Annotated in this window: 17 protein-coding genes; 6 read left to right on the plus strand and 11 right to left on the minus strand. The window is 66.0% G+C overall.

Annotation, left to right across the window (positions count from 1 at the left end):
- Positions 1-57 precede the first annotated feature (57 nt).
- The gene (locus WIX39_RS21265; RefSeq protein WP_081267039.1) at positions 58-843 is read left to right on the plus strand and encodes an IclR family transcriptional regulator domain-containing protein; all 786 of its coding nucleotides are present in this window, start codon (positions 58-60) and stop codon (positions 841-843) included.
- Between the two features lie 13 nt (positions 844-856).
- Here the strand turns inward: WIX39_RS21265 and WIX39_RS21270 are convergent, their stop codons facing one another.
- Entirely contained in the window at positions 857-3,331 is a 2,475-nt protein-coding gene (locus tag WIX39_RS21270) for an SEL1-like repeat protein (RefSeq protein WP_205367151.1), read from the minus strand.
- Between the two features lie 153 nt (positions 3,332-3,484).
- On the opposite strand from WIX39_RS21270, the gene WIX39_RS21275 reads away from it, so the two are divergent.
- Genes WIX39_RS21275 through WIX39_RS21295 form a run of 5 tightly spaced genes read left to right on the plus strand, consistent with a single transcriptional unit; the run spans position 3,485 to position 8,054 of the window.
- Positions 3,485-4,492, plus strand: coding sequence for a Bug family tripartite tricarboxylate transporter substrate binding protein (locus WIX39_RS21275; protein WP_106934029.1), 1,008 nt, complete (start codon positions 3,485-3,487; stop codon positions 4,490-4,492).
- A 25-nt stretch (positions 4,493-4,517) separates the two neighbouring features.
- Positions 4,518-5,183: a response regulator gene (locus WIX39_RS21280; RefSeq protein ID WP_106934028.1), complete on the plus strand. Its 666-nt coding sequence runs from the start codon at positions 4,518-4,520 to the stop codon at positions 5,181-5,183.
- Between the two features lie 6 nt (positions 5,184-5,189).
- Positions 5,190-6,602, plus strand: coding sequence for a sensor histidine kinase (locus tag WIX39_RS21285; RefSeq protein WP_409195777.1), 1,413 nt, complete (start codon positions 5,190-5,192; stop codon positions 6,600-6,602).
- A 17-nt stretch (positions 6,603-6,619) separates the two neighbouring features.
- Positions 6,620-7,636, plus strand: a complete 1,017-nt coding sequence (locus tag WIX39_RS21290) for a tripartite tricarboxylate transporter substrate-binding protein (protein ID WP_409195778.1) — start codon at positions 6,620-6,622, stop codon at positions 7,634-7,636.
- 19 nt (positions 7,637-7,655) lie between these two features.
- Positions 7,656-8,054 carry a DUF6194 family protein gene (locus WIX39_RS21295; RefSeq protein ID WP_409195779.1) on the plus strand — a complete coding sequence of 133 codons (399 nt, stop codon included), beginning with the start codon at positions 7,656-7,658 and terminating at the stop codon, positions 8,052-8,054.
- Here WIX39_RS21295 and WIX39_RS21300 read toward each other — a convergent pair.
- The 10 genes from WIX39_RS21300 to WIX39_RS21345 all read right to left on the minus strand — a co-directional run bounded on the left by WIX39_RS21300 (position 8,051) and on the right by WIX39_RS21345 (position 20,080).
- Positions 8,051-9,271, minus strand: a complete 1,221-nt coding sequence (locus WIX39_RS21300) for an ROK family transcriptional regulator (protein WP_081267033.1) — start codon at positions 9,269-9,271, stop codon at positions 8,051-8,053. The genes WIX39_RS21295 and WIX39_RS21300 overlap by 4 nt on opposite strands.
- Positions 9,264-10,061, minus strand: a complete 798-nt coding sequence (locus WIX39_RS21305) for an ATP-binding cassette domain-containing protein (RefSeq protein WP_081267032.1) — start codon at positions 10,059-10,061, stop codon at positions 9,264-9,266. The genes WIX39_RS21300 and WIX39_RS21305 overlap by 8 nt, the downstream gene beginning before the upstream one ends.
- The gene (locus tag WIX39_RS21310; protein WP_081267031.1) at positions 10,061-11,020 is read right to left on the minus strand and encodes an ABC transporter permease; all 960 of its coding nucleotides are present in this window, start codon (positions 11,018-11,020) and stop codon (positions 10,061-10,063) included. Before WIX39_RS21310 ends, WIX39_RS21305 begins: the two co-directional genes overlap by 1 nt.
- A 16-nt stretch (positions 11,021-11,036) precedes the next feature.
- Positions 11,037-12,047: a sugar ABC transporter substrate-binding protein gene (locus WIX39_RS21315; protein ID WP_106934024.1), complete on the minus strand. Its 1,011-nt coding sequence runs from the start codon at positions 12,045-12,047 to the stop codon at positions 11,037-11,039.
- Positions 12,048-12,540: 493 nt separating this feature from the next.
- The gene (locus WIX39_RS21320; protein WP_159053584.1) at positions 12,541-12,930 is read right to left on the minus strand and encodes a hypothetical protein; all 390 of its coding nucleotides are present in this window, start codon (positions 12,928-12,930) and stop codon (positions 12,541-12,543) included.
- A gap of 539 nt (positions 12,931-13,469) precedes the next feature.
- A complete protein-coding gene (locus WIX39_RS21325; protein ID WP_159053583.1) occupies positions 13,470-13,883 on the minus strand; it encodes a hypothetical protein in 414 nt (137 codons plus the stop codon).
- Complete coding sequence (locus WIX39_RS21330; RefSeq protein WP_409195780.1) at positions 13,880-18,583, minus strand: RHS repeat-associated core domain-containing protein; 4,704 nt, start codon at positions 18,581-18,583, stop codon at positions 13,880-13,882. Before WIX39_RS21330 ends, WIX39_RS21325 begins: the two co-directional genes overlap by 4 nt.
- Before the next feature lie 58 nt (positions 18,584-18,641).
- Entirely contained in the window at positions 18,642-19,037 is a 396-nt protein-coding gene (locus WIX39_RS21335; RefSeq protein ID WP_409195781.1) for a hypothetical protein, read from the minus strand.
- 40 nt (positions 19,038-19,077) lie between these two features.
- Positions 19,078-19,572 carry a pentapeptide repeat-containing protein gene (locus tag WIX39_RS21340; protein WP_409195782.1) on the minus strand — a complete coding sequence of 165 codons (495 nt, stop codon included), beginning with the start codon at positions 19,570-19,572 and terminating at the stop codon, positions 19,078-19,080.
- Positions 19,573-19,696: 124 nt separating this feature from the next.
- The gene (locus tag WIX39_RS21345) at positions 19,697-20,080 is read right to left on the minus strand and encodes a hypothetical protein (protein ID WP_159053581.1); all 384 of its coding nucleotides are present in this window, start codon (positions 20,078-20,080) and stop codon (positions 19,697-19,699) included.
- Positions 20,081-20,105 lie beyond the last annotated feature (25 nt).

A 20,105-nucleotide genomic window follows, 5' to 3' on the forward strand; every position in this document is an offset into this window, starting at 1 on the left:
TTTTTACCTGCACTGAATACCAACGCCAACCGCATCGCCGCAGGCACACTTCCGCCCATGAGCAAGGACGACTCGACACCTCCCGCAGGCCTGGACAAGCGCGACTGGATTGCCGGCCTGGAGCGCGGCGTGAGCATCATCGAGGCCTTCGACGATGCCAACCCGCGCCTCACCGCCAGCCAGGCGGGCCAGCGCACGAACATGACCCGCACCGCCGCGCGGCGCTACCTGCTCACCCTGCAGCACATGGGCTACGTGGCGAGCGACGGCAAGCTGTTCTGGCTCACGCCGCGGGTGCTGCGGCTGGGCCGCTCGTACCTGGAATCGGCCCGGCTGCCGCGCGTGGTTCAGCCTTTTCTGCAGCGCGTGGCCGCCGGCACCAACGAGATCGCCTACCTCAGCGTGATGGACGGCGACGAGGTCGTCTACATCGCGCGCAACGGCCCGAACCGCAGCATGAGCACCGGCTATGTGCTGGGCGCGCGCGTGCCGGCACAGGTCACGGCCTCGGGCATGCTGATGCTGGCGCTGCGCAGCGACGCCGAGCTGAACGAGTGGCTGGCGACCAAGCAGTTGACGGTTTTCACCTCGCACACCATCGCGAGCATGGAGCGCATGAAGCTGGAGCTGGCGCGCATACGGGCGCAGGGCTGGGCGCTGTCGGAGCAGCAGCTCGACCTGAACTCGCGCGGCATCGCGGCGCCCCTGCGCGACCGCCACGGGACGCTGGTGGGCGCGCTGAACATCACGATGCCGATGGGGCACGAGAGCTCGGAAGACGCGGTGGCGCGGGTGCTGCCCGTTCTGCGGGAGACGGCGCAGGCGATGCGCAACCTGATCTAGCTGTCGGGCAGTACTAGTACCAGAACTTCCATCCGGGCTTGCCGGTACCGCCCACCTTGCCGGGGTCGGGCGTTGCCACACCCGACCGCTGCAGCGCCTCCAGCCGGTCGCGGGCCGTGAGGCTGCCGGCCTCGATCGCCTTCGCATACAGCTCGGCCGCGCGACGCAGGTCCTTCGGCACCAATTCGCCGTATTCGAAGATTTCGCCCATATCCTCGCCCGCATACGGGCTGCCGGAAGCCATGGCTCGCTGGTACCAACGGATGGCCTGCGGCACATCCATCTCCACGCCAAAGCCGCGCCGATAGCGAAAGGCAACCTGCAGTTGCGCATCGGCATGCCCTTTGTTCGCTGCCTGCAGATAAAGCAGGAACGCGACCGGCAAGGACTCCGCGATCTCGGGGGTGTAGATGCGCCCGGCCAGTTCATGGAGGGTGCCTGCATCGAGCCGTGAAGCATCGAGCAGCGCCGCGGCGCCTTGCGAACGAAGGGCGGCATTCGAGTCCAACACCATCGCTCGCAGGCGGGCCTTCGCGTCGAGGAAGTCGTGCTCGGCCGCCAGCTTCATCCAGCGCACTGCCTGCTCGACATCGCGTGCCACGCCTCGACCGTCGGCATACATGCCGGCAAGGCTGTACCACGCGGCGATGACGTTCTTTTCAGCCGCATTCCGGTAGAGCGACAACGCCATGTCGAAATCCTGCGCCACGCCAAGCCCATGCTCGTACTTGTCGGCCAGGTTGTTGATTGACGCGGCATGCCCCTGGGCAGCGGCCTGGGCGTAGAGTTGCACGCAGAGCTCGTAATCCTGAACGACGCCCCGGCCGTCCTGAAGACACATGGCCAAGTGGTACTGGGCGTCCGCGAATCCGGCAGCGGCCGCATGCCTCAGCAATGTCACGGCTTTGGCTTCGTCCCTGGCCACACCCAAGCCCTCCTGATACATCATCGCCAAGCGCGTCAGCGCGACCGGATCGCCCTTGTCCACCGCGCGGCGCAGCAGGCCCAGCCCTTTGGAGGGGTCTGGCGCGAGCACGCCACCTTCCAGGTAGATGATGCCCATCTCGCGCTCGGCCGGCGCGTAGCCCGAGTCGGCTGCGCTCTGCCAGAGGCACAGCCCTTGCCTCTGGTCGCGCTCGAGCGCAAGGCCGTGGAACTGAAGGTTGCCAAGCGCGAACTGCGCATGCGGCGCTCCCCGCAGCGTTTGGTCGAGCGAGCCGTTGACTGCCTGCTGCTGGAGAAAACGCACGCAAGCCGTGACGAAATCAGGCGACTGCCGCGCAACGAATACCAGCGTGTCCCTCGCCTCGTCCGGCGACAGCGTCTGCCTCGTGCCATTGCAGAGTTGGATCCGCAGCCCGGCGGCCTCCCCCGCCGCCTGCCCAACCTCGATCACGCACGAGGGGAAAAGGCCTCGGCCGGACAACACCGCGTCGCCTGTCATCGCGTGCTGTCCGTCGGCGTAGGCAACCACGTCCCGATCTTGCTGCCGGGCTTGCGTCTCGACGGCCTGCGCTGCGTCGCGGAAGCGCGCCCATGAGCCCGACGGCCAGTTGAAGTGCTGGATACCGGCCTCCAGGGAGCGATTGAACAGCCCCTCGGCCTCGGCCGGCACGCTGCCTTCGATCAACTGGGGCTTGAAGATCGCAAAACCGTGCGGGTCGGTCGCGGCACGGTACGGGAACACGACGGTGACTGCCAACGGGTTGTCGCCGTGGCAACGCAGTTCCACCACGATGGCCGTGCGCCCCTTGGGCAGCCCCACACTGGCCTCGCAGGCGAACGCGGCATGGCGGGGACCGCCCTCTTCCTGCGCCAAGGCGGCACGGCCGCGCTGCAGCGCCCCGTCAGCCGTGTCGTCGAACATGGCCACCAGAGAGAAGCGCTCGCCATCCGCATCGGGCCGCAGCAATGTCGGCGCCAGGACCGTGCCCCCCGACACCATGAACATCGAATAGGAGGCGAGGAAGCCGAGCGAGTGCACGGCCGCTGCCCAGGCCACTGGCCCCGCGTGGTCGAGCCGCGCGCCGCAGCCCGCCACGTAGTTCGCGCAGGTGGGCGCGAGGCCGGCGCCGAACAGCTTGTCTTCGATCCATACGAGTGGCAGCAACGCCACGCCGACATCCCTGGCAATTGCCACGATGCGCGACTGCGTGCCTTCCGCCAAGCGTGCGGCCGAGCCCAGCACCTGTTGCGCCGATGCGAAGTCGTGCCAGCCGATGCGCGCGCCAGACTTCTTCACGACGAAGCTCACGAGGTAGTAGGCCAGCAAGTCACAGAAGTTGCGCCCGCCCGGCGTTGAGAGAAATGCCTCGCGCTCGGGCTTCACCTTGGCCCTGATCTGATCGAGCAACGTGTTCACCCGCTCGAGGCTGGCATGCGAATAGTCGAGCCGAGCCTGGCTCAAGGCCTTGCCGAATGTCCACCCGCCCTCCGGCTCCTTGCCTTGCGCATAGCAATCCAGAAAAACTCGCGCCGCATTACTCATCGGCTTTTCCTCCCTCAGTTTTCTCTTATTCGACAAATGTAACGTAAAGAAACAAATTCAGGGTGGTTGGCACGGACGCAGTGACAGCATTCCGACAGCATCCGCCGGGCAGGATGCGCGCTTTCAATACCAAAGCGCTGGAGACACAAGCCCATGTCCGACCTGTTCCCGAACCACACACACATGAACCGCCGCCACTGGCTGCAGGCCGGCGGCTCCCTCGGCCTGGGCGGCCTGCTGCCCTCGCTGGCCTCGGCGCAGGACGCCTGGCCCAGCAAGTCGGTCCGCTTCGTCGTGCCCTTCGCGCCCGGCGGCAGCTCGGAAATCGTCGCGCGCTCCACCGCCGCCGAGCTCTCGCGCACGCTGGGCCAGAGCGTGTTCGTCGACAACAAGCCCGGCGCGGCCGGCAACATCGCGATGAGCGAGGTGGCGCGCAGCACCGACCAGCACACGATCATCCTGGGCCACATCGGCACGCTGGCGGTCAACCCGTACATCTTTGCCAAGCTGCCCTACGACGCGAACAAGGACTTCAAGCCCGTGAGCCTGCTGGCCAAGGTGCCCAGCCTGTACGTGGTGCACCCGGACGTGCCGGCCAAGAACCTCAAGGAGTTCATCGCCTATGCCAAGTCGAAGCCGGGCAAGCTCAGCTACGGCTCGGCCGGCAACGGCAGCGCGGGGCACCTGGCCTTCGAGTACCTGAAGATGACGGCCGACGTGTTCATGCTGCATGTGCCCTACCGCGGCACCGGGCCGATGGTGACGGACCTGCTCTCCGGCCGGCTCGACGCGTCGGCCATCGGCGCGGCGGCGATCATTCCGTTCATTAAGGCCGGCAAGGTGCGCTGCATCGCGACCGGCTCGGCCAAGCGCCTGGCGCAGCTGCCCGACGTGCCGACCGTGGCCGAGCAAGGCTTCCCCGGCTTCGAGATGACGCAGTGGTACGGCATGCTGGCGCCCGCCAACATCACGCCCGCGCAGATGGCCAAGCTGTCGGCCGAGACGATGAAGGCGGTGAAGTCGCCCGACTCGATGCAGCGGCTGACGGCCGATGCGGCCGAAGCTGTCGGCGGTACGCCCGAGCAGTTCACTCAGTTCATTGCGGCGGAACAAGCACGCTGGCAAAAGGTCATCGCAAGGGCAAACATCAAGCCGGATTGACTGGCGCAGCCCCTAGCATCGGCCCATGCGCATTCTCCTGGCCGAAGACGAACACACCCTGGGCACCTGGCTCTGCAAGGCGCTGGAGCACGCGGGCATCCAGGTCGAATGGGTGGACGACGGGCGTCTGGCCGATCGGGCGCTGCAGCAGCGCGACCACGATGCGCTGGTGCTCGACCTGGGCCTGCCCGGGCTCGACGGGCACACGGTGCTGCAACGCCTGCGCGAGCGCGACCAGCGGCTGCCCGCGCTGATCCTGACGGCGCGCGACTCGCTGAACGAGCGCGTGGCGTCGCTCAACGCGGGCGCGGACGACTTCCTCGCCAAGCCCTTCGCGCTGGCCGAACTCGAGGCGCGGCTGCATGCGCTGGTGCGCCGAGCGCGCGGCGTGGAGCATCCGCGGCTGGCCTGCGGGCCGCTGGTGTACGACGGCGCGCGCCGACATTTCACGCTGAACGGCGAGGCGCTCGCGCTGTCGCCGCGCGAACTGGCGGTGCTGCGCGTGCTGGTGCAGCGCAGCGGCGAGCCGCTGTCGAAGCAGCAGATCCTGGAGCGCGTGTTCTCCGACGACGAGGAGGTGCATCCCGAAGCGGTGGAAGTCTTCGTCTACCGGCTGCGCAAGCGGCTGGACGGCAGCGGCGTGCGCATCGTCACCCTGCGCGGGCTGGGCTATGTGCTGGAAGCAGACTAGGTGGGCATGCCGTCGTTGCGGAATGCACGCCTGCGGCGCGCCAGCCTGTGGCAGCGCCTTGCGCTGCTGCTGTTTCCCGCGCTGCTGGTCGTGACCGGGCTGGAGCTGTGGATGACGCGTCACGACGCGCTGGCCGCAGCCAACGCGGCCTACGACCGATCGCTGCTGGGTGCGCTCAAGTCGATCGACGCCAACATCTCGACCGCGTCGGGCGGCCTCTCGGTCGAGCTGCCGTACACGATGCTCGAGTTCTTCGAGCTCACGGCGAGCGGCCAGGTTTTCTTCAGGGTGTCGACCTCCGACGGGCTGGTCGAGTTGGGCAGCGCCGACCTGCCCGCGCCGCCTTTCGCGCTGAAGATGGGCACGCCGGTTTTCTACGACGCCACCTACTTCGGCGAAGCGGTGCGGCTGGCCGCTTACCGCCGCGACCTCGACCGCGCGCCGGCCGGCAGCACGGGCCGCAGCGTGCTGGTGCAGGTGGGAGAAAGCACGCGCTCGCGGCAGGCGTTCACAGCGCGCCTGGTGCGCAGCGCCGCGCTGCGCGACGGCCTGGTGCTGGCCATGCTGCTGTGCGGCACCGCCGTGGCGCTGGCCGCGGCGCTGCGCCCGCTGTCGCGGCTGGCGCGCGAAGTGCAGGCGCGCACGCCCGACGACCTCACGCGCATCGCCGAGGCTGACCTGCCCGCCGAGGTGCGCCCGCTGGTCGCCGCGGTCAACCAGCAGATGTCGCGCACGCAAGAGCTGGTGACGCAGCAGCGCCAGTTCCTCGACGACGCGTCGCACCAGTTGCGCACCCACCTCACCACGCTGCAGATGCAGGCCGACTACGCCCGGCGCGAGCAGGACCCGGCGCAGATCCAGCTCGCGCTCGACGCGCTGGCCACCGAGATCGGCCGCGCGACGCGCAGCGCGCAGCAGTTGCTTGCGCTGGGACGCAGCGACACGGTGTCGGTCGAGCCGGCCGGCTTCGACATGGCGGCGCTGCTGCGCGAGGTGGCGGTCGACCTGCTGCCGCTGGCGCGCGCCAAGCGCATCGACCTGGGCATTCACTCGCCTACGCCGGAGTTCATGGCCATCGCCGACCGCGGGCTGATGCGCGAGGCGCTGAGCAACCTCGTGACCAATGCCATCGCCTACACGCCTGCAGAGGGCACGATCACGCTGTTCGCGGCCGGCGACGCGGCGGGGTGGAGCCTCAACGTCGAGGACGACGGGCCCGGCTTGAACGAAGATGAGCGCGCCGCGCTGGGCCAGCGCTTTCGCCGTGGCGCGCGCGCCGGCAAGGGCGGCTTCGGGCTCGGCCTGGCCATTGCGCGCTCCATCGCGCAGCGGCACCAGGGCGAGCTGCGGCTGGAGGCACGCGAGACCGGGCCGGGCCTGCATGCGATCATCTGGTGGCCCCGTCCGGCGGCGCACTGACCAGCCCGCACCACACCATGCCCGCGCCCCTTCACGCCAACCGCCGCCACGCCCTGCGCGCGCTGTCCGCGCTGCTGTTGCCCGCGAGCCTGCGCGCGGCGGCGGCCGATGACCCCTCCCTCGAAGCCGCCGACTGCGTGATCCCCGCCAAGGCCGGCGGCGGCTTCGCGCTGACCTGCGCGCTCGCACGCGACGCGCTGCAGGCCGTGCGCCCCGTGCGCCCGCCACTGGCCCAGCGCTATCTGCCGGGCGGCATCGGCGCGGTCGCGTTCGACCGCATCGCCACCGGCAAGCTCGGCGGGCCCGGCACGCTGGTCGCGTTCTCGAGCGGCTCGCTGCTCAACCTGGCGCAGGGGCGCTTCGGTCCGCATCCGCCTTCGGCCGTGCGCTGGATCGCCACGCTCGGCACCGACTACGGAGTGATCGCCGTTCACCGCGACTCGCCGTACAAGCGCCTGCAGGACCTGATCGCCGCGCTGCGCCAAGACCCGTCGCGCATCGCCTTCGGCGCGGGCGGCACGGTCGGCAGCCAGGACTGGGTGAAGGCGGCGCTGCTGGTGCGCGCCGCGGGGCGCGACCACAAGGCGATGCGCTTCGTGTCCTTCGAGGGCGGTGGCGACGCGCTGGGTGCGCTGCAGGGCAAGCATGTCGACGCCTTCCCCGGCGATGCGGCAGAGGCGCTGCAGGCCATTGCGGGCGGTGCGGCCGTGCGGCTGCTCGCGGTGCTGTCGGAAGAACGGCTCGGCGGCGCGCTTACCGGCGTGCCGACCGCGCGCGAGCAAGGCGTCGAGCTGGTCTGGCCGACGGTGCGCGGCCTGTACCTCAGTGCGGACGTGCCCGAGGCCGCCGTGCGCGCCTGGGCCGCCGCCTTCCGCGAGGCAAGCGCCGCGCCGGGCTTTGCAGTGCTGCGCGAGCGGCATGGGCTGTATCCCTTCGCGCTCACCGGCGCCGCGCTGGACGACTACGTGCAAGCGCAGATCGCCGCCTACCGCAAACTGGCCGACGGACTCGGCCTGCGCCGCTGGCCGTCGTGAACACGGGCAAGATGGCGGCATGACCGAAGACGCCATCACTGACTACCTGATCGACATGCTGGCCGGCGGCCACTTCCAGATCGCCGACGACAACACCTTCTTCTTCCACGACGGGGACAACAAGTTTCCCTTTGCCACGATCGTGACCAAGGACAGCGAGTTCGACAGCGCCTCGCGTCTGGACCGCCCCGGCGTGTTCCGCCTGAACGTCGGCGTCGGCAAGGAAAGCTTCCGCGCGCTGTTCGGCGATACCCCGCCAGCCATCGACCCGGCCGCGCCGGACACGCTGATGCCGCACCCCGTGTACGCAAGGATGCACTGGGTGAGCGTGATCTCCCCCAGCGCAAAGACCTTCGAGAAAGTGAAGCCGCTGCTCGCCGAGGCGCTGGCCCTGGCAAGAGCGCGCAAGGCGGGCTAAGCCGCTTTCAGGAACACGTCGTGGTCCGGCGCGAAGTTGGCGTGCAGCGGCAACATCGCGCCGCCCAGCGCACAGGCTTGCGCACCTGCCCTGCCCCCGTGCAGCCGCGGGCGCCACAGGCCTTCCCAGTTGCAGCGGTCCAGCGCGGCGCGTGTGCGCTCCAGCAGGGCCTGCAGCAGCAGGCGTGACATCGACCCGTCCATCACCACATCGGCCAGGTCTAGCATGGCGGCGCCGTTCACGATGGCGTGCGCGAGCGCCTGCGATGCGTTGTCCAGCCAGGCCTGGGTGGCGGCTGCGAAAGGCGCCTGCAACGCGCGGTCGTCATAAGCGGCCATCGCGTCCAGGCCCTCGCCCGCCAGGCGCTGCTCCAGCTCCCAAAGCGAGGCCTGCGCCACGAGCTGCGCCGGCAGCCCGCTGCCGCCGGGCGGCTGCATGGGCAGCGACGCCAGCGCGCCTGCATTGCCGTGCGCACCCGTGTGCAGGTGCGAGTTGATGACAAGCCCGCCGCCCACGAAGGTGTCGACGAAGATGTATAGAAAGCTCTTCAGGTCATGCCCGCGCCCGCCCACCAGTTCTGCCACGCAGGCAGCCACCGTGTCGCGCGCAAAGCTCACCGGCACGTCGGTGCGCGCACGCACCTCTGCCGCCAGGTCCATCTGGTTCCACAGGTCGGCCTGCGCCTTCGAAAGTCCCAGCGTGCGGTGCCAGCCGCCAAGCTGGAACGGCGCGGCCAGCCCCACGCCCACGTTGCGCACGGCCAGCGGCCCCAGGCCGTCGCGCAGACGGTGGATGTGCTGCGCAATCGCGGGCAACAGCTCGTCGACGTCGGGAAAGTCGTAGTGCACGAGGTGTCGTTCGCGCACTTGCGTGGTGAAGTCGATCAGCAGCCACTCGGCGCCGCGCCGGCCGACCTTGATGCCGATGGAGAAAGCGCCGTCGGGGTTCAGCGCCAGCGGCACCGAAGGCTGTCCGATGCGTCCGCGCACGCGGTTCTGCTTGACGATGAGCCCGTCTTCCTCCAGCCGCGCGGTGATGAGCCCGATGGTCTGCGCGCTCAGCCCCGTGAGCCGCGCAAGGTCGGCCTTGGGCAGGCTCGCATGGACGCGCAGCGCCTGCAGCACCGTGCGTTCGTTGAACTGGCGCATGCCGACCTGGTTGGAGCCGCGCAGCCGCAGAAGGTCGGGCATGTGCGCGGCAGTGTCCGCATCAGGCATGCGCCTCCGCAGGCAACTGGTCGGCGGTCATGGCGCCGGTCATCACGGCGACGGTGTCGCTCATGCTGATCTTCTTCGGGTCGAGCACGGCCGCGCGCTTGCCCAGCCGCGCCACGTGAATGCGGTCGGCCACCTCGAACACGTGCGGCATGTTGTGGCTGATGAGCACCACGGGCAGGCCCCGGTCGCGCACGCGGCGGATCAGCTCCAGGACCATGTTGCCCTCCTTCACGCCGAGCGCGGCGGTGGGCTCGTCCATGATGACCACGTGCCGCGCGAAGGCCGCGCTGCGCGCCACCGCCACGCACTGCCGCTGGCCGCCCGAGAGCGTTTCGACCGCCTGCGTCATCGACTGGATGCCGACCTTCAGGTCGGCCATGCGCGCCGTGCTCTCGCTCAGCATCTTCTTCTTGTCGAGCATGCGCAGCACGTTGCCCATGAAGCCGGGGCGGCGCAGCTCGCGGCCGAGGAACAGGTTCTCGTAGATGGTCATGGCCGGCGCCACGGCCAGGTCTTGATAGACCGTCTCGATGCCGGCGCGGCGTGCGTCCAGCGGGTTGCGGAAGTTCACCGGCTTGCCGTCGAGCAGGATCTGCCCTTCGTCGGGCACCACCGCGCCCGACAGCGCCTTGATGAGCGACGACTTGCCCGCGCCGTTGTCGCCGATCACCGCAAGGATTTCTCCTTCGCGCAGCTCGAAGTCGACACCGTCGAGCGCCGTGACCTGGCCGTAGCGCTTTACCAGGCCCTTGGCCTGCATCACGATCTTGGGATTGGTGACGGTGTTCATCAACGGGCTCCCCGGCGCGAGAGTTGGTCGGCAGCCACCGCCAAGATCACCAGCACGCCCGTCACCAGCACCTGGTAGATCGACGACACGCCCATCAGCGTGAGGCCGTTGCGGAACACGCCCACGATCAGCACGCCGATCAGCGAACCCAGCACGATGCCGCGCCCGCCGAACAGGCTGGTGCCGCCGAGCACCACCGCCGTGATGGCGTCGAGGTTCTCGGTCTGGCCCGCGTTCGGGTCACCCACGCCGGTGCGCGCCACCGACAGCAGCGATGCGATGCCGTAGAGCACGCCCGCCGCCACGTAGACGCCCAGCAGCACGCGCTGCGTCGGAATGCCGACCAGCCGCGTGGCCTCGGCGTTGTTGCCCACCGCATAGATGTGCCGCCCCGCCGCCGTCTCGCGCAGCACGAACCAGGCGAGCGCATAGAGCGCCACCATCAGCACCGAGCCCCACGCGACCTCGGCATTGCCGATGTTGAAGGTGGTGCCCAGACCGGTGAGGCCGCCGGGCAGGTCGGTGATGGTCTGCGACGACGAATACAGCTGCGTGATCGCGAAGGCGATGTTCAGCGTGCCCAGCGTCACGATGAAAGGCGGCAGCTTGATGCGCGTGACCAGCAGGCCGTTGAGCAGGCCGAACAGCGTCGTCACGCCGATGCCGCACAGGATGGCCAGCGGCGCCGGCATGCCCAGTTCGGTGGCGAACTTGCTCATGATGATCCCGCCCAGCGCCATCACCATGCCGCACGACAGGTCGATGCCCGCCGTGAGGATGATCAGCGTCTGGCCGATGGCGATGACGCCGACCACCATCACCTGCTGCAGGATCAGCGAGAGATTGCCGCCCGTCAGAAAGCGGTCGGACTGGGTCGCAAAGAAAATGCATGCGCCAAGCAGGGCCAGCCACGGCCCGAGGGCGCCCCACGGAATGTGGTGCGTTGAAGACTTCGCCATCTAGAGGTTCCGCCGTTTACTTCTTGCCCCAGCACAGCTCGGTGCCGGTCTTGGTGTCCTTGCTGTCGACGCCCGCCACGCTCTTGCCGGCGATCAGCGTCACGCCGGTGTCGACATAGCCCGAGGCCTTCTTGCCCGTCTTGGCGAATTCCACGCCCGCGGCCACGCCCATGGCGGCCATCTTCAGCGGGTATTGCTGCGAGGTCGCGGCGATGATGCCGGCGGCCGTGTCCTTGATGCCCTGGCAGCCGCCGTCGACCGACACGATCATCACGCCCTTCTCCTTGCCCGCGCGCTTGAGCGCGTTGTAGGCACCGGCGGCGGCGGGCTCGTTGATCGTGTAGACGAGGTTCACCTCGGGCGCCTTCTGCAGGCAGTTTTCCATCACCGTCTGCGCCTTGGCCTGGTCGCCGTAGCTGTCGGCCATGCAGACGATCTCGGGCGACTTCGACAGTTCGTTCGACTTGGCGTCGTTGGCCGGCAGGCCGAAGCCCTTCATGAAACCGTTGTGGCGCTGCGCGCCCACGGGGTGGCCCGGCAGCAGGTCGAGCGCGACGATCTTCGCCGGCTTGCCCGCCATCGCGGCCTTGGCGTATTCGCCGATCAGCACGCCGGCCGTGTAGTTGTTGGTGGCGAACAGTGCGTCGGTGGCGTCCGGCGGATCGGCCGGGCTGTCGAGCGCGATCACCATCACGCCCTTGTCGCGCGCCTTCTTGATCGCCGGCACGATCGCCTTGGCATCGCTCGGCGTGATCAGGATGGTCTTGGCGCCGGCCGCGATCATGTTTTCCATCGCCGTGATCTGGCCCGCGTTGTCGCCGTCGGCCTTGCCTGCGCCGGAGAGCAGCTTGGCGCCAAGCTTCTTGGCTTCTTCCTGCGCGCCTTCCTTCATCTTGACGAAGAAGGGGTTGGTTTCGGTCTTGGTGACGAGGCCGATCACCGGCTGGTCGGCGGCGAAGGCGCCGCTGGCGGCAACGAGGGACATGGCCGCGATGGCCAGGATGGTGCGGGGGCTGCTGCTGGGCATGGTGTGTCTCCTTGGCGGGCGCTGGGTGATGCGCCCTGCGGGTTTGGATCCGGATCGCTGGCCTTGAAGGCGGGCGTCCGGGCGCAAGGGGACTATCGGGCAGAGGGGCGACTAAATCAAGGCGATTTAGTTATCGGAAACCCGGAGATGAAATGGAGCCTGATGCGGTCACCACAGCGGAGAGACGGGTCGGCGTATGGAGACCTGAATCAAACAGTTTTCGAGACTTACCTTGGGCGTCGCATGGCCGGTATCCGGTGCGTCGCAGCTGCAGGTGACGGCGCTCAGCGCCACCGCGCTCGTCCAGCGCAGCTGCATCAGCGGCGCGAGCGAGATCGACTCGCGATGTAGCTCTCGCCGCACGCATCGATCACTGACCTGCCTGGCTTTCTCTGGGGTGAGCATCTCCGGCCCAGCCGAAACAGCGTCGTGGCGGGAGGCTGACGCCATCACACACTGCTATCGCATCACAAGAATTCGATCTTTCAGTGAATCACTTTGAAAAATCCAAACCCGTTGGTCCAACCTCATCGATCAGAACAAAGTCCTTGGGATCGGCCAGCAAAAAATCATCCTTCACCAATACAGCCAAAACCTCCTTCAAATAGCCTCCTCTATCAACAATCACATTGAGAGGCAGATCATGTGGAACCGCACTCCTCCACAAAAGATCGTCGGAATAATTGGAGATCAAAAAGCATAATCCATTGATCACATTTGATTTTGAGACTGGTCCAAATTCCGAAAATCTACGCTTCATCTCTTCAAAAAGAGCTTTTCTATTTGCAGGCAGGTTGATGTCAAAACTCTCCAATTCCCCATCACTTTTTTCAAGCAAAAAATCATACAAGCCACGCAAATAATTAAGATTCAAGGATTTCATGCTTGAGGCATCCCGTGGAAGTATCACATCATCAGGTTGTGCAGCAGCTTGCCGCCCGCGTGCCTCAGAGGATCTTTAACCGGGGGCCGGGTCGACGATGCTGTCTGCCGGGTCGAACGCAAACTCGCGCTCGAGTCAGCTGTTGGCCTCCAGCAGCCGGCTCACCGGGTCGTACGGTAGTTCAGGTTGCCTCGGCGGCTGTCGTCGATGCCAATCATCTGGTCAGCATTGTCGCAGCTGTAGCGGCGCTGGATGCCCTTGGTCGATTCGATGGCGCCTGGCCTGGTGCGCGAGATGTGCTGTTCTAGCAGCCGGCTCGCCGGGTCGTATTTCTGCCGCTGGCTCAGTCCGTTTCCTTGCTCGCGTGCAAGCTCCGGGTGCAGGTCGTCGCGTTCGAAGCCCAGGATAGCTATTACTCCGGTGCTGAGTCGACCAAGTATCTATCTGCTCGCCGTTCCACAAAGTTCCTGCTCGACGTCGTAGACACCGCCATCACTGGCTTGCTCCAAGTGCGCTCGATCGCCCCTGCAACTTACTCGTTATCGACGACCATTGCTGGAAATCATGCTTTCAATTGAAGAAAATTTCGTAAAAAATACTTGCGTATCATATTTTCTACCTCTTCTCGAAAAACTATAAAACTCTGCTGGCGCGAAATCCCCTTCGACAAGAAATTTCTTGAGCAGGAATTCCGCATATTCAAGTGCCTCGTCGGAAATAAAAAGCATCAATCTCCCATCCCTAATTTCCAGATGATTTTCATCTTTTCGCTTGAGCTCTATTTCCGCGGCATCAACCACATTTCTTGTGTACTGCAAACAATCAATCACGACCGCATCAGTCACCTGGTTGAGAAAAAATGAAACAGCGTCCAGAAATTTTATAGCGCCTTCTCGATCGAATCGTATTGTTAATTCGTCTTTACTAAACGGACCGATGTTAAAAATTATCATGAGCAATCCAAAGGAACATGAACATTTTTCGTCACTAGAAAATTTCCTGTTGGCTGGCCATTATTAATTTTTGGCGACAAGAATTCGAAATGAACATGAGGCGTGTTCGGAACGTTCGGTGAGCCCATGCCATGCCCTCCTGAATAATCGCTGGGTCCAACTCTGAATTGCCGAGTGCCATCGATGCTTCGCCATTTTCCGGGGCCAACTTTCACCATTTCGTCTCCGAGAAATTTATCTCTAGTAACACCAATTGCAGATGGGCATATTCTTCGCCGCCATTCCGACAACTGTTGGGTCGAAGCCTTGCTCGAGCTGTCCTTGCCAGAGACGACCGTCGGAGATCTTCCAGTTGAGACATATTTCAAGCCCAGAGGATCGATCCACTGCGTGGGGCTTGGTACATATAAATGCAGGTGCCCGCCACCGGCCAAGCCAATTGGATCGGAACTAGCAAATGTTCCGCCGACCGGATCGTAGTACCGATACCTGTTGTAGTGCAGCCCCGTCTCTTCATCCCAATACTGCCCCTGAAACCGAATCGGATTCCTGAACCCCGCTCTTCTCCCAGCCTCGCTGATCGCCTCCCTCGCCTCCCCCCACGCCTTGTACTGCGCCGACCAGGCAACACTGCCTTCATGGTCCGTCAACTCCTGCGGTGTTCCAAGATGGTCGCACTGGTAGAACGCCATCTCCTTCCTGTCGAACGCCCGCGGCACCTGCCTCTGCTCGCCGTTCCACAGCGGATCCTGCTCGATGTCGTAGACGCCGCCGTTAGCTTCCATCAACGCCTTCGCATCCGTCGTCTCGCTCAGCGCCATCGCGCGCGCCTGGCGCACCTGCACCAGCGGCACGAACGAGTTCGCCTCGTGGATGTAGTGCACGCTCCAGCCGTGCTCGCCGCCTTCCTCCATCGCTGACTTGCTCTGCGTGCTCTCGAACGCGAGCACGTCGCCGTCCCAGCCGAACAGTGTCGTGGTCTCGCCAGAACTCTTGGAGAGCCGACGACCCAGCGCGTCGTAGCTGAAGGAGGTGGTGATGCCGCGCTGGTCGGTCGCCGCCGTCATGCGGTTGAAGCCGTCCCATGCGAAGACGGTGCGCCAGCCGTGGCGCACCCGCTCGGTCATGTTGCCGCGTTCGTCGTAGCGGTAGCTGGTGCCGGCGTAGTTCTTCAGCAGGTTGTCCAGCAACTTGTTGGCAGGGTGCCTGAGCGGGTCGTTGGTCGCCGGCGGGTCGACGATGTTGCCCGCCGGGTCGAATGCAAACGTCTCGCGCCCCACTCGGCTGTTGGCCTCCAGCAGACGGCCCACCGGGTCGTAGCGGTAGCTCAGGTTGCCTCGGCGGCTGTCGCCGATGCCAATCAGCTGGCCGGCCTTGTCGTAGCTGTAGCGGCGCTGGATGCCTGTGGTCGATTCGATGGCGCCAGAACTGGTGCGCGAGATCTGCTGCTCGAGCAGCCGACCTGCCGGGTCGTACTTCTGCCGCTGGCTCAGGCCGTTGCCCTGCTCGCGTGCGACCTCGCGGTGCAGGTCGTCGCGCTCGAAGCCGAGGATGTCCTGGCCGTCGATCATCAGGCCGTGCACGTGGCCTGAGCCGTATGTCAGCCATTGGATGACGTGCCCGTCGGGCCGCACGGTGGCGATGCGCTGGTTGAGTTCGTCGTAGCGGTGCTGCCAGACAGCCGTGCGCTTGCGCTGCAGGTAGTGGTGATGCTCGCGCGTCAGGTTGCCGGCCGGGTCGTAGAACCATTGCAGGCGCGCGTCGCTGTTGGTCGCCTCCAGCAGGCGGCCGTTGCGGTCGTAGGCGAAGCGTTCGGATTGGCCACCGGCGCGGCGTTCGCTCAAGCGGCCGAGTGGATCGAATTCGAGTTCGGTGCGGTGGCCCGCCTCGACCACTTCGGCGAGCACGCCCGTCGTCTCTTCGTGCACGTACTGCGTAGCCTTGCGGTCGAAGCCGGTTTCTTCCAGCAGGCGGCCCACCGGGTCGTAGCGAAAGTCGTATCGGCTGCCGTTCTCGTTGTGCAGTTCTGTCAGGCGGCCCAGAAGGTCCCAGTGGTATTTGAGCGAGCGGCCCGCGGCGTCGGTGCGGCCGGCGATCAGGCCGGCGCGCGTGTAGCTGTAGCGCGTGGCGCGCCCCAGCGCGTCGGTGTGCTTCAGCAGCCGGCCTTCGGCATCGTGCTCGAACTGCTCGCTCGTCTGGTCGGGCGGCACGATTTCTTCGAGCTGGCCGGCAGCGTAGCGATATCCGGTCGCGTTGCCGGCGGCGTCGGCAGCCTTGGTGAGCCGGCCTCGTTCGTCGTAATCCCAGCGGCTGGTCTTTGCGGAGCAGTCGGTGTAGCTGAGCAGTTGGCCCGACGCGGAGTAGGCGAGCGTCTTCACGCCGCCCTTGGCATCGGTGATGCGCACGGGCCTGCCGGCCTTGTCGTAGGCGTACTCGGTCTTGTGCCCCAGCGGATCGATCTCTTCGGTGAGATGGCCCTGCGCGTCGTAGTCGCGCTTCCACACGCCGCCCTCCGCATCGCGGATGCCCGTCAGGCGATGCAGGCTGTCGTACTCGTAGTGGACCCGGCTGCCGTCCGCGCGCGTGTGCGTCTGCAGGTTGCCGTCGGGGTCGTAGGTGTAGTCGTCGGTCGTGCCGTCGGTATGCACGTGGCGGGTGACGTTCTTCGCGTCATCGCGGAAGAACCACTCCTGCAGACCGTCCGGATGGATGATGCGGTAGGTGTAGCCCTGGATGTCGTAGTAGTGCCAGGTCTCCCCGCCCAGCGCATCGGTCACGTAGGTCAGCCGGATGTTCCTGTCCCACTCCAGCTTCAGCGCGAAGCTGCCGTCGTCGGACCACTCGCGCACGGCCTTGGCGTCGGGGCCGGTGCCGTCGTACTCGAGGTTCATGCCCCGGCCGGTGCGGTCGGTGTAGCGGGTCACGAGGTGGTGGCTGTAGGTGTAGCGCCAGCTCGCGCCGTCCTCGTCCTGCGCGGCGACGAGGTCGCGCTGCGCGTCGTGCGTGTAGGCGGCCAATTGACGCACGACCTGGCCGTCCTTGAGCTCCCACAGCGACTGGATAAGCCCGGTCTGCGCATCGGGCTTCGTGCCCACGTGCGCCATGACGGCTTCGCCGTGCTTGCTGATGATGTCGCTGAGCACGCGCTCGCCCGTCTCTGCAATGACGTGGTCGTAGCGCAGGCCGATGGCCATGCCATCCTTCGCCTGCTGCGCGACAAGGCGGAAGTGGGGCTGCTTGCCGTCGACGTACTCGTAGATCTCGCGCCACTCGCTCTGCTCGCCTTCGGGCAAGGGCTTGCCGAAGTCCAGCACCAGCAGGCTCTCGCTCAGGCGCGAGACGCGGACTTCCTCGATCGCGTCGAAGTAGCTCTGGCCCGCGGCCACAACCGGATACGCATGGCTGCGGCCGTCGGCGGCGTGGTGGAGCAGGCTGAGCTGGCCCTGGCGTGCGCCTCGCGCGGGCGTGGTGATGTCCACGCGCATGCTGTAGGGGGTGATCCAGCGTGCGCCCAAGCTGCCATGGTCGAAGGCATCGAGGTCGCTGGCGTAGGTTCGCGCCCATTCGATCGGCAGCGGTGCTGCGAGCACGAAGTCGGTGTGGGTGAAGCTCTCGTTGCCTGTGGCAAGGCTGATGGAAGCCCCTTTGCGTGCCGGCGCGGGGCAGTTCTTGCAGCCTGCGGTCCCTTGTGCACCGGCTTGCTTGTTGATGTGACCGAGCTGCGTCCCGGGATTTTCTTTTTCTGCCTTGGCTCCCGCCTGCGGAGCCACGATCGCCGCGCGCTGGCCTTTCCTCTTCAGCAGCGCGTCCCGCAGCTTGTGCAGCAGCCACATGATGCTGGCCTGCGACTCCTTGTCCGCCAGCCTCGAGAGCTGCCCACGCAGCTGCTGCTTGAAGTCCAGCATCTGCCCGATCACACCGTTGACCCTGCTCGCGACGCCATCGGGCAACTGGCTGGCCGCCGCCTTCGCCACGTAGTTCGCCGACTGCTTGGTGTAACGCACCGCCGTGCCCCACATCCGGCTCCACGTGCTCTGCGTCTTCGGGTCGTGTACCTTGGTCTCCGGCGACGCGGGCGTGGCCACCGCGAACAGGTCCTTCTGGCCCAGCACCCGGCGCATCACGTCCACCAGGTTGTCGATGATCTTGTCGGCCAGGTCCGCGCAGCTCTTGAGGATGCCGTCGAGCTTGGCGATCGCCCCATCGATGAACTTGTCCAGCTCGCCCATGATGGTGGCGTTCAGGTGCCCCACCAGCGTGGTGACGATGGCCTCGCCCAGGTTGGAGGCCGCCGTCGTCAGTTGCTGCCTCACCAGGTGCAGCGTGGGCCGCAGGCTCATGCGTGCGGCCGCCATGCTCGGCGGTATCGGAATCAGCCCGATCAGGTTGATGCCCAGGCTCACCCAGTTCAGGAACGCATCGACGCTGTCCTTGGCCTTCTTCTCGACGATGTTGATGATGTCCAGGAACACATCCACCAGCGCCATGATGTTGCCGACGATCGGGATGCTGCCCAGAACCATCGTCAGGCGCTCCAGCGTCACGTAGCCGCCGCTGAACGAACGCAGCCACTCGTCCACCGCCTTGCTCGCAGCGGCGACGTCTTCCTTCACGATCGTGTTCAGCGGCGCCACCGCCGTCTGGGGTTCGCGCTCGGTCGGCTTCTGGCCTTGCTGTTGCGGGCCCTCTTTTTCTGCCATCTTCTCTCCCTGCCTCTGGCTGATGCCTTGTCTTGTCAGTGCTGTGAATCGATGCTCTTCAAGGCTGGATCACGCAGTCCTTCATCGTGAGAAATGCCGACCCCATCGCGAAGCCGACCTCGCAGCTCGCGGTGAACTTCGCACCGCTGCGCATCTCGCCCATCCTCTGGCTCTGCGCGTCGTCCGTAGGTGTCAGGCGCGCCAGCTCCTGGCTGCCGCGCACGTCGGCAGCGCGGATCAGCGACGTACCGCCGAAGGAATCGGACGCTTCGATGACCACCGCCGCGAACTGCACGCGCTTGCCGTATTCAGGCATGCCGAGCGCACGACGGCCCTGCTTCTCGTAGCTCTGGTGCAGCTTGGTCAGCGTGGTTTTCGTTTCCGCTTGCGCAGCACATAGAGAAGCGGCGCCCAGGAAGACAGCGGCGACAAGGGTGGCCTTGATGTTTTTCATGATCATGGAATAGATGAAGTGATGAGGTGCCAGTGAGGGCTCAGTTGATGTTGGCGCCCTGGAACTCGAGCTGTTCGAAGGTGCTGCCCGTGAAGTCAACGCTGCGTCCCTGCAGCCCCTGCGCGTGCACCAGGGTGCCGCTGCAGTCCAGAACGCCGACGTCATTCCAGCTGCCGCCGGCGAAGCTGATGTCGTCCCACTGGCACTGCCTGAAGGTGCTGCTTCCGATGTTCGCGCCGTCGAAGTTCGCGCGCGTGAAGCTGCAGTTGACGAAGGTGCACCCCGTGATCGAGATGCTGCCGAAGTCGCACTGGCTGAAGCTGCAGCCCGTGAACTGGCAGCCGCTCCAGCCCGCCTGCCTGAAGCTCGTGGCCGCGAAGCTTGTGCCTGCGAAGGTCGTCGAGGCGAACTGGGCAAGGCCCAGGTCGAGCCCGGCGTAGGCAAAGCTGTCGGCCTGGCCGACGAGTCCGGCGGGAGCGCCGCCTGCGCCTTTGCGCCACATGTCGTGGGCGAGGATGATGATTTGGGAAGACATTCGATGCCCCTCGGTTGGTCCGCCTTCTCGAACAGCCCGAAAGCGTTCGCCAATGCCATCACGATTGGAGTGTTGAGCACCAGCCGCCCCGGCGATTCGATTTCAAACAGCGGCAAGACCGAACTCACGGACGCGAGCCCCGGGCCTTCGCGCGTGCCGCTTCGATTTCCTTGAGCAGGTCGCCCGCCTCCGCATTGCCGTTCTTCGCCGACTCCGCCGCCCAGTGCGCGGCCTCGGCGAGGTCCTTGCCGCTCATGTAGAGGTCGTAGGCCAGGTTGTGCTGCGCCACGACGTGCCCGGCCTTGGCCGCTACCGTCAGCCAGCGGGTGCGCTGAACGTCGTCGGAAGACGCGAAGGTGTAGTACAGCGAGAGACGAAACGCGGCTTCGGCGTCGCCGGCCTCGGCCTTCGTGACCAGTTCGGCTCGTTGCGCGTCCGTCAATGCGAAGGACCGCGCGCCCGAGATGGGCGATGAGGAAGAGGCTGGTGCGGCGTCGGGCTTGTCCATGGCTTGGTTCTCCGTTGCGTAAGAG

The sequence above is a fragment of the Variovorax sp. AB1(2024) genome, from assembly GCF_037482385.2.
Classification (GTDB): domain Bacteria; phylum Pseudomonadota; class Gammaproteobacteria; order Burkholderiales; family Burkholderiaceae_C; genus Variovorax.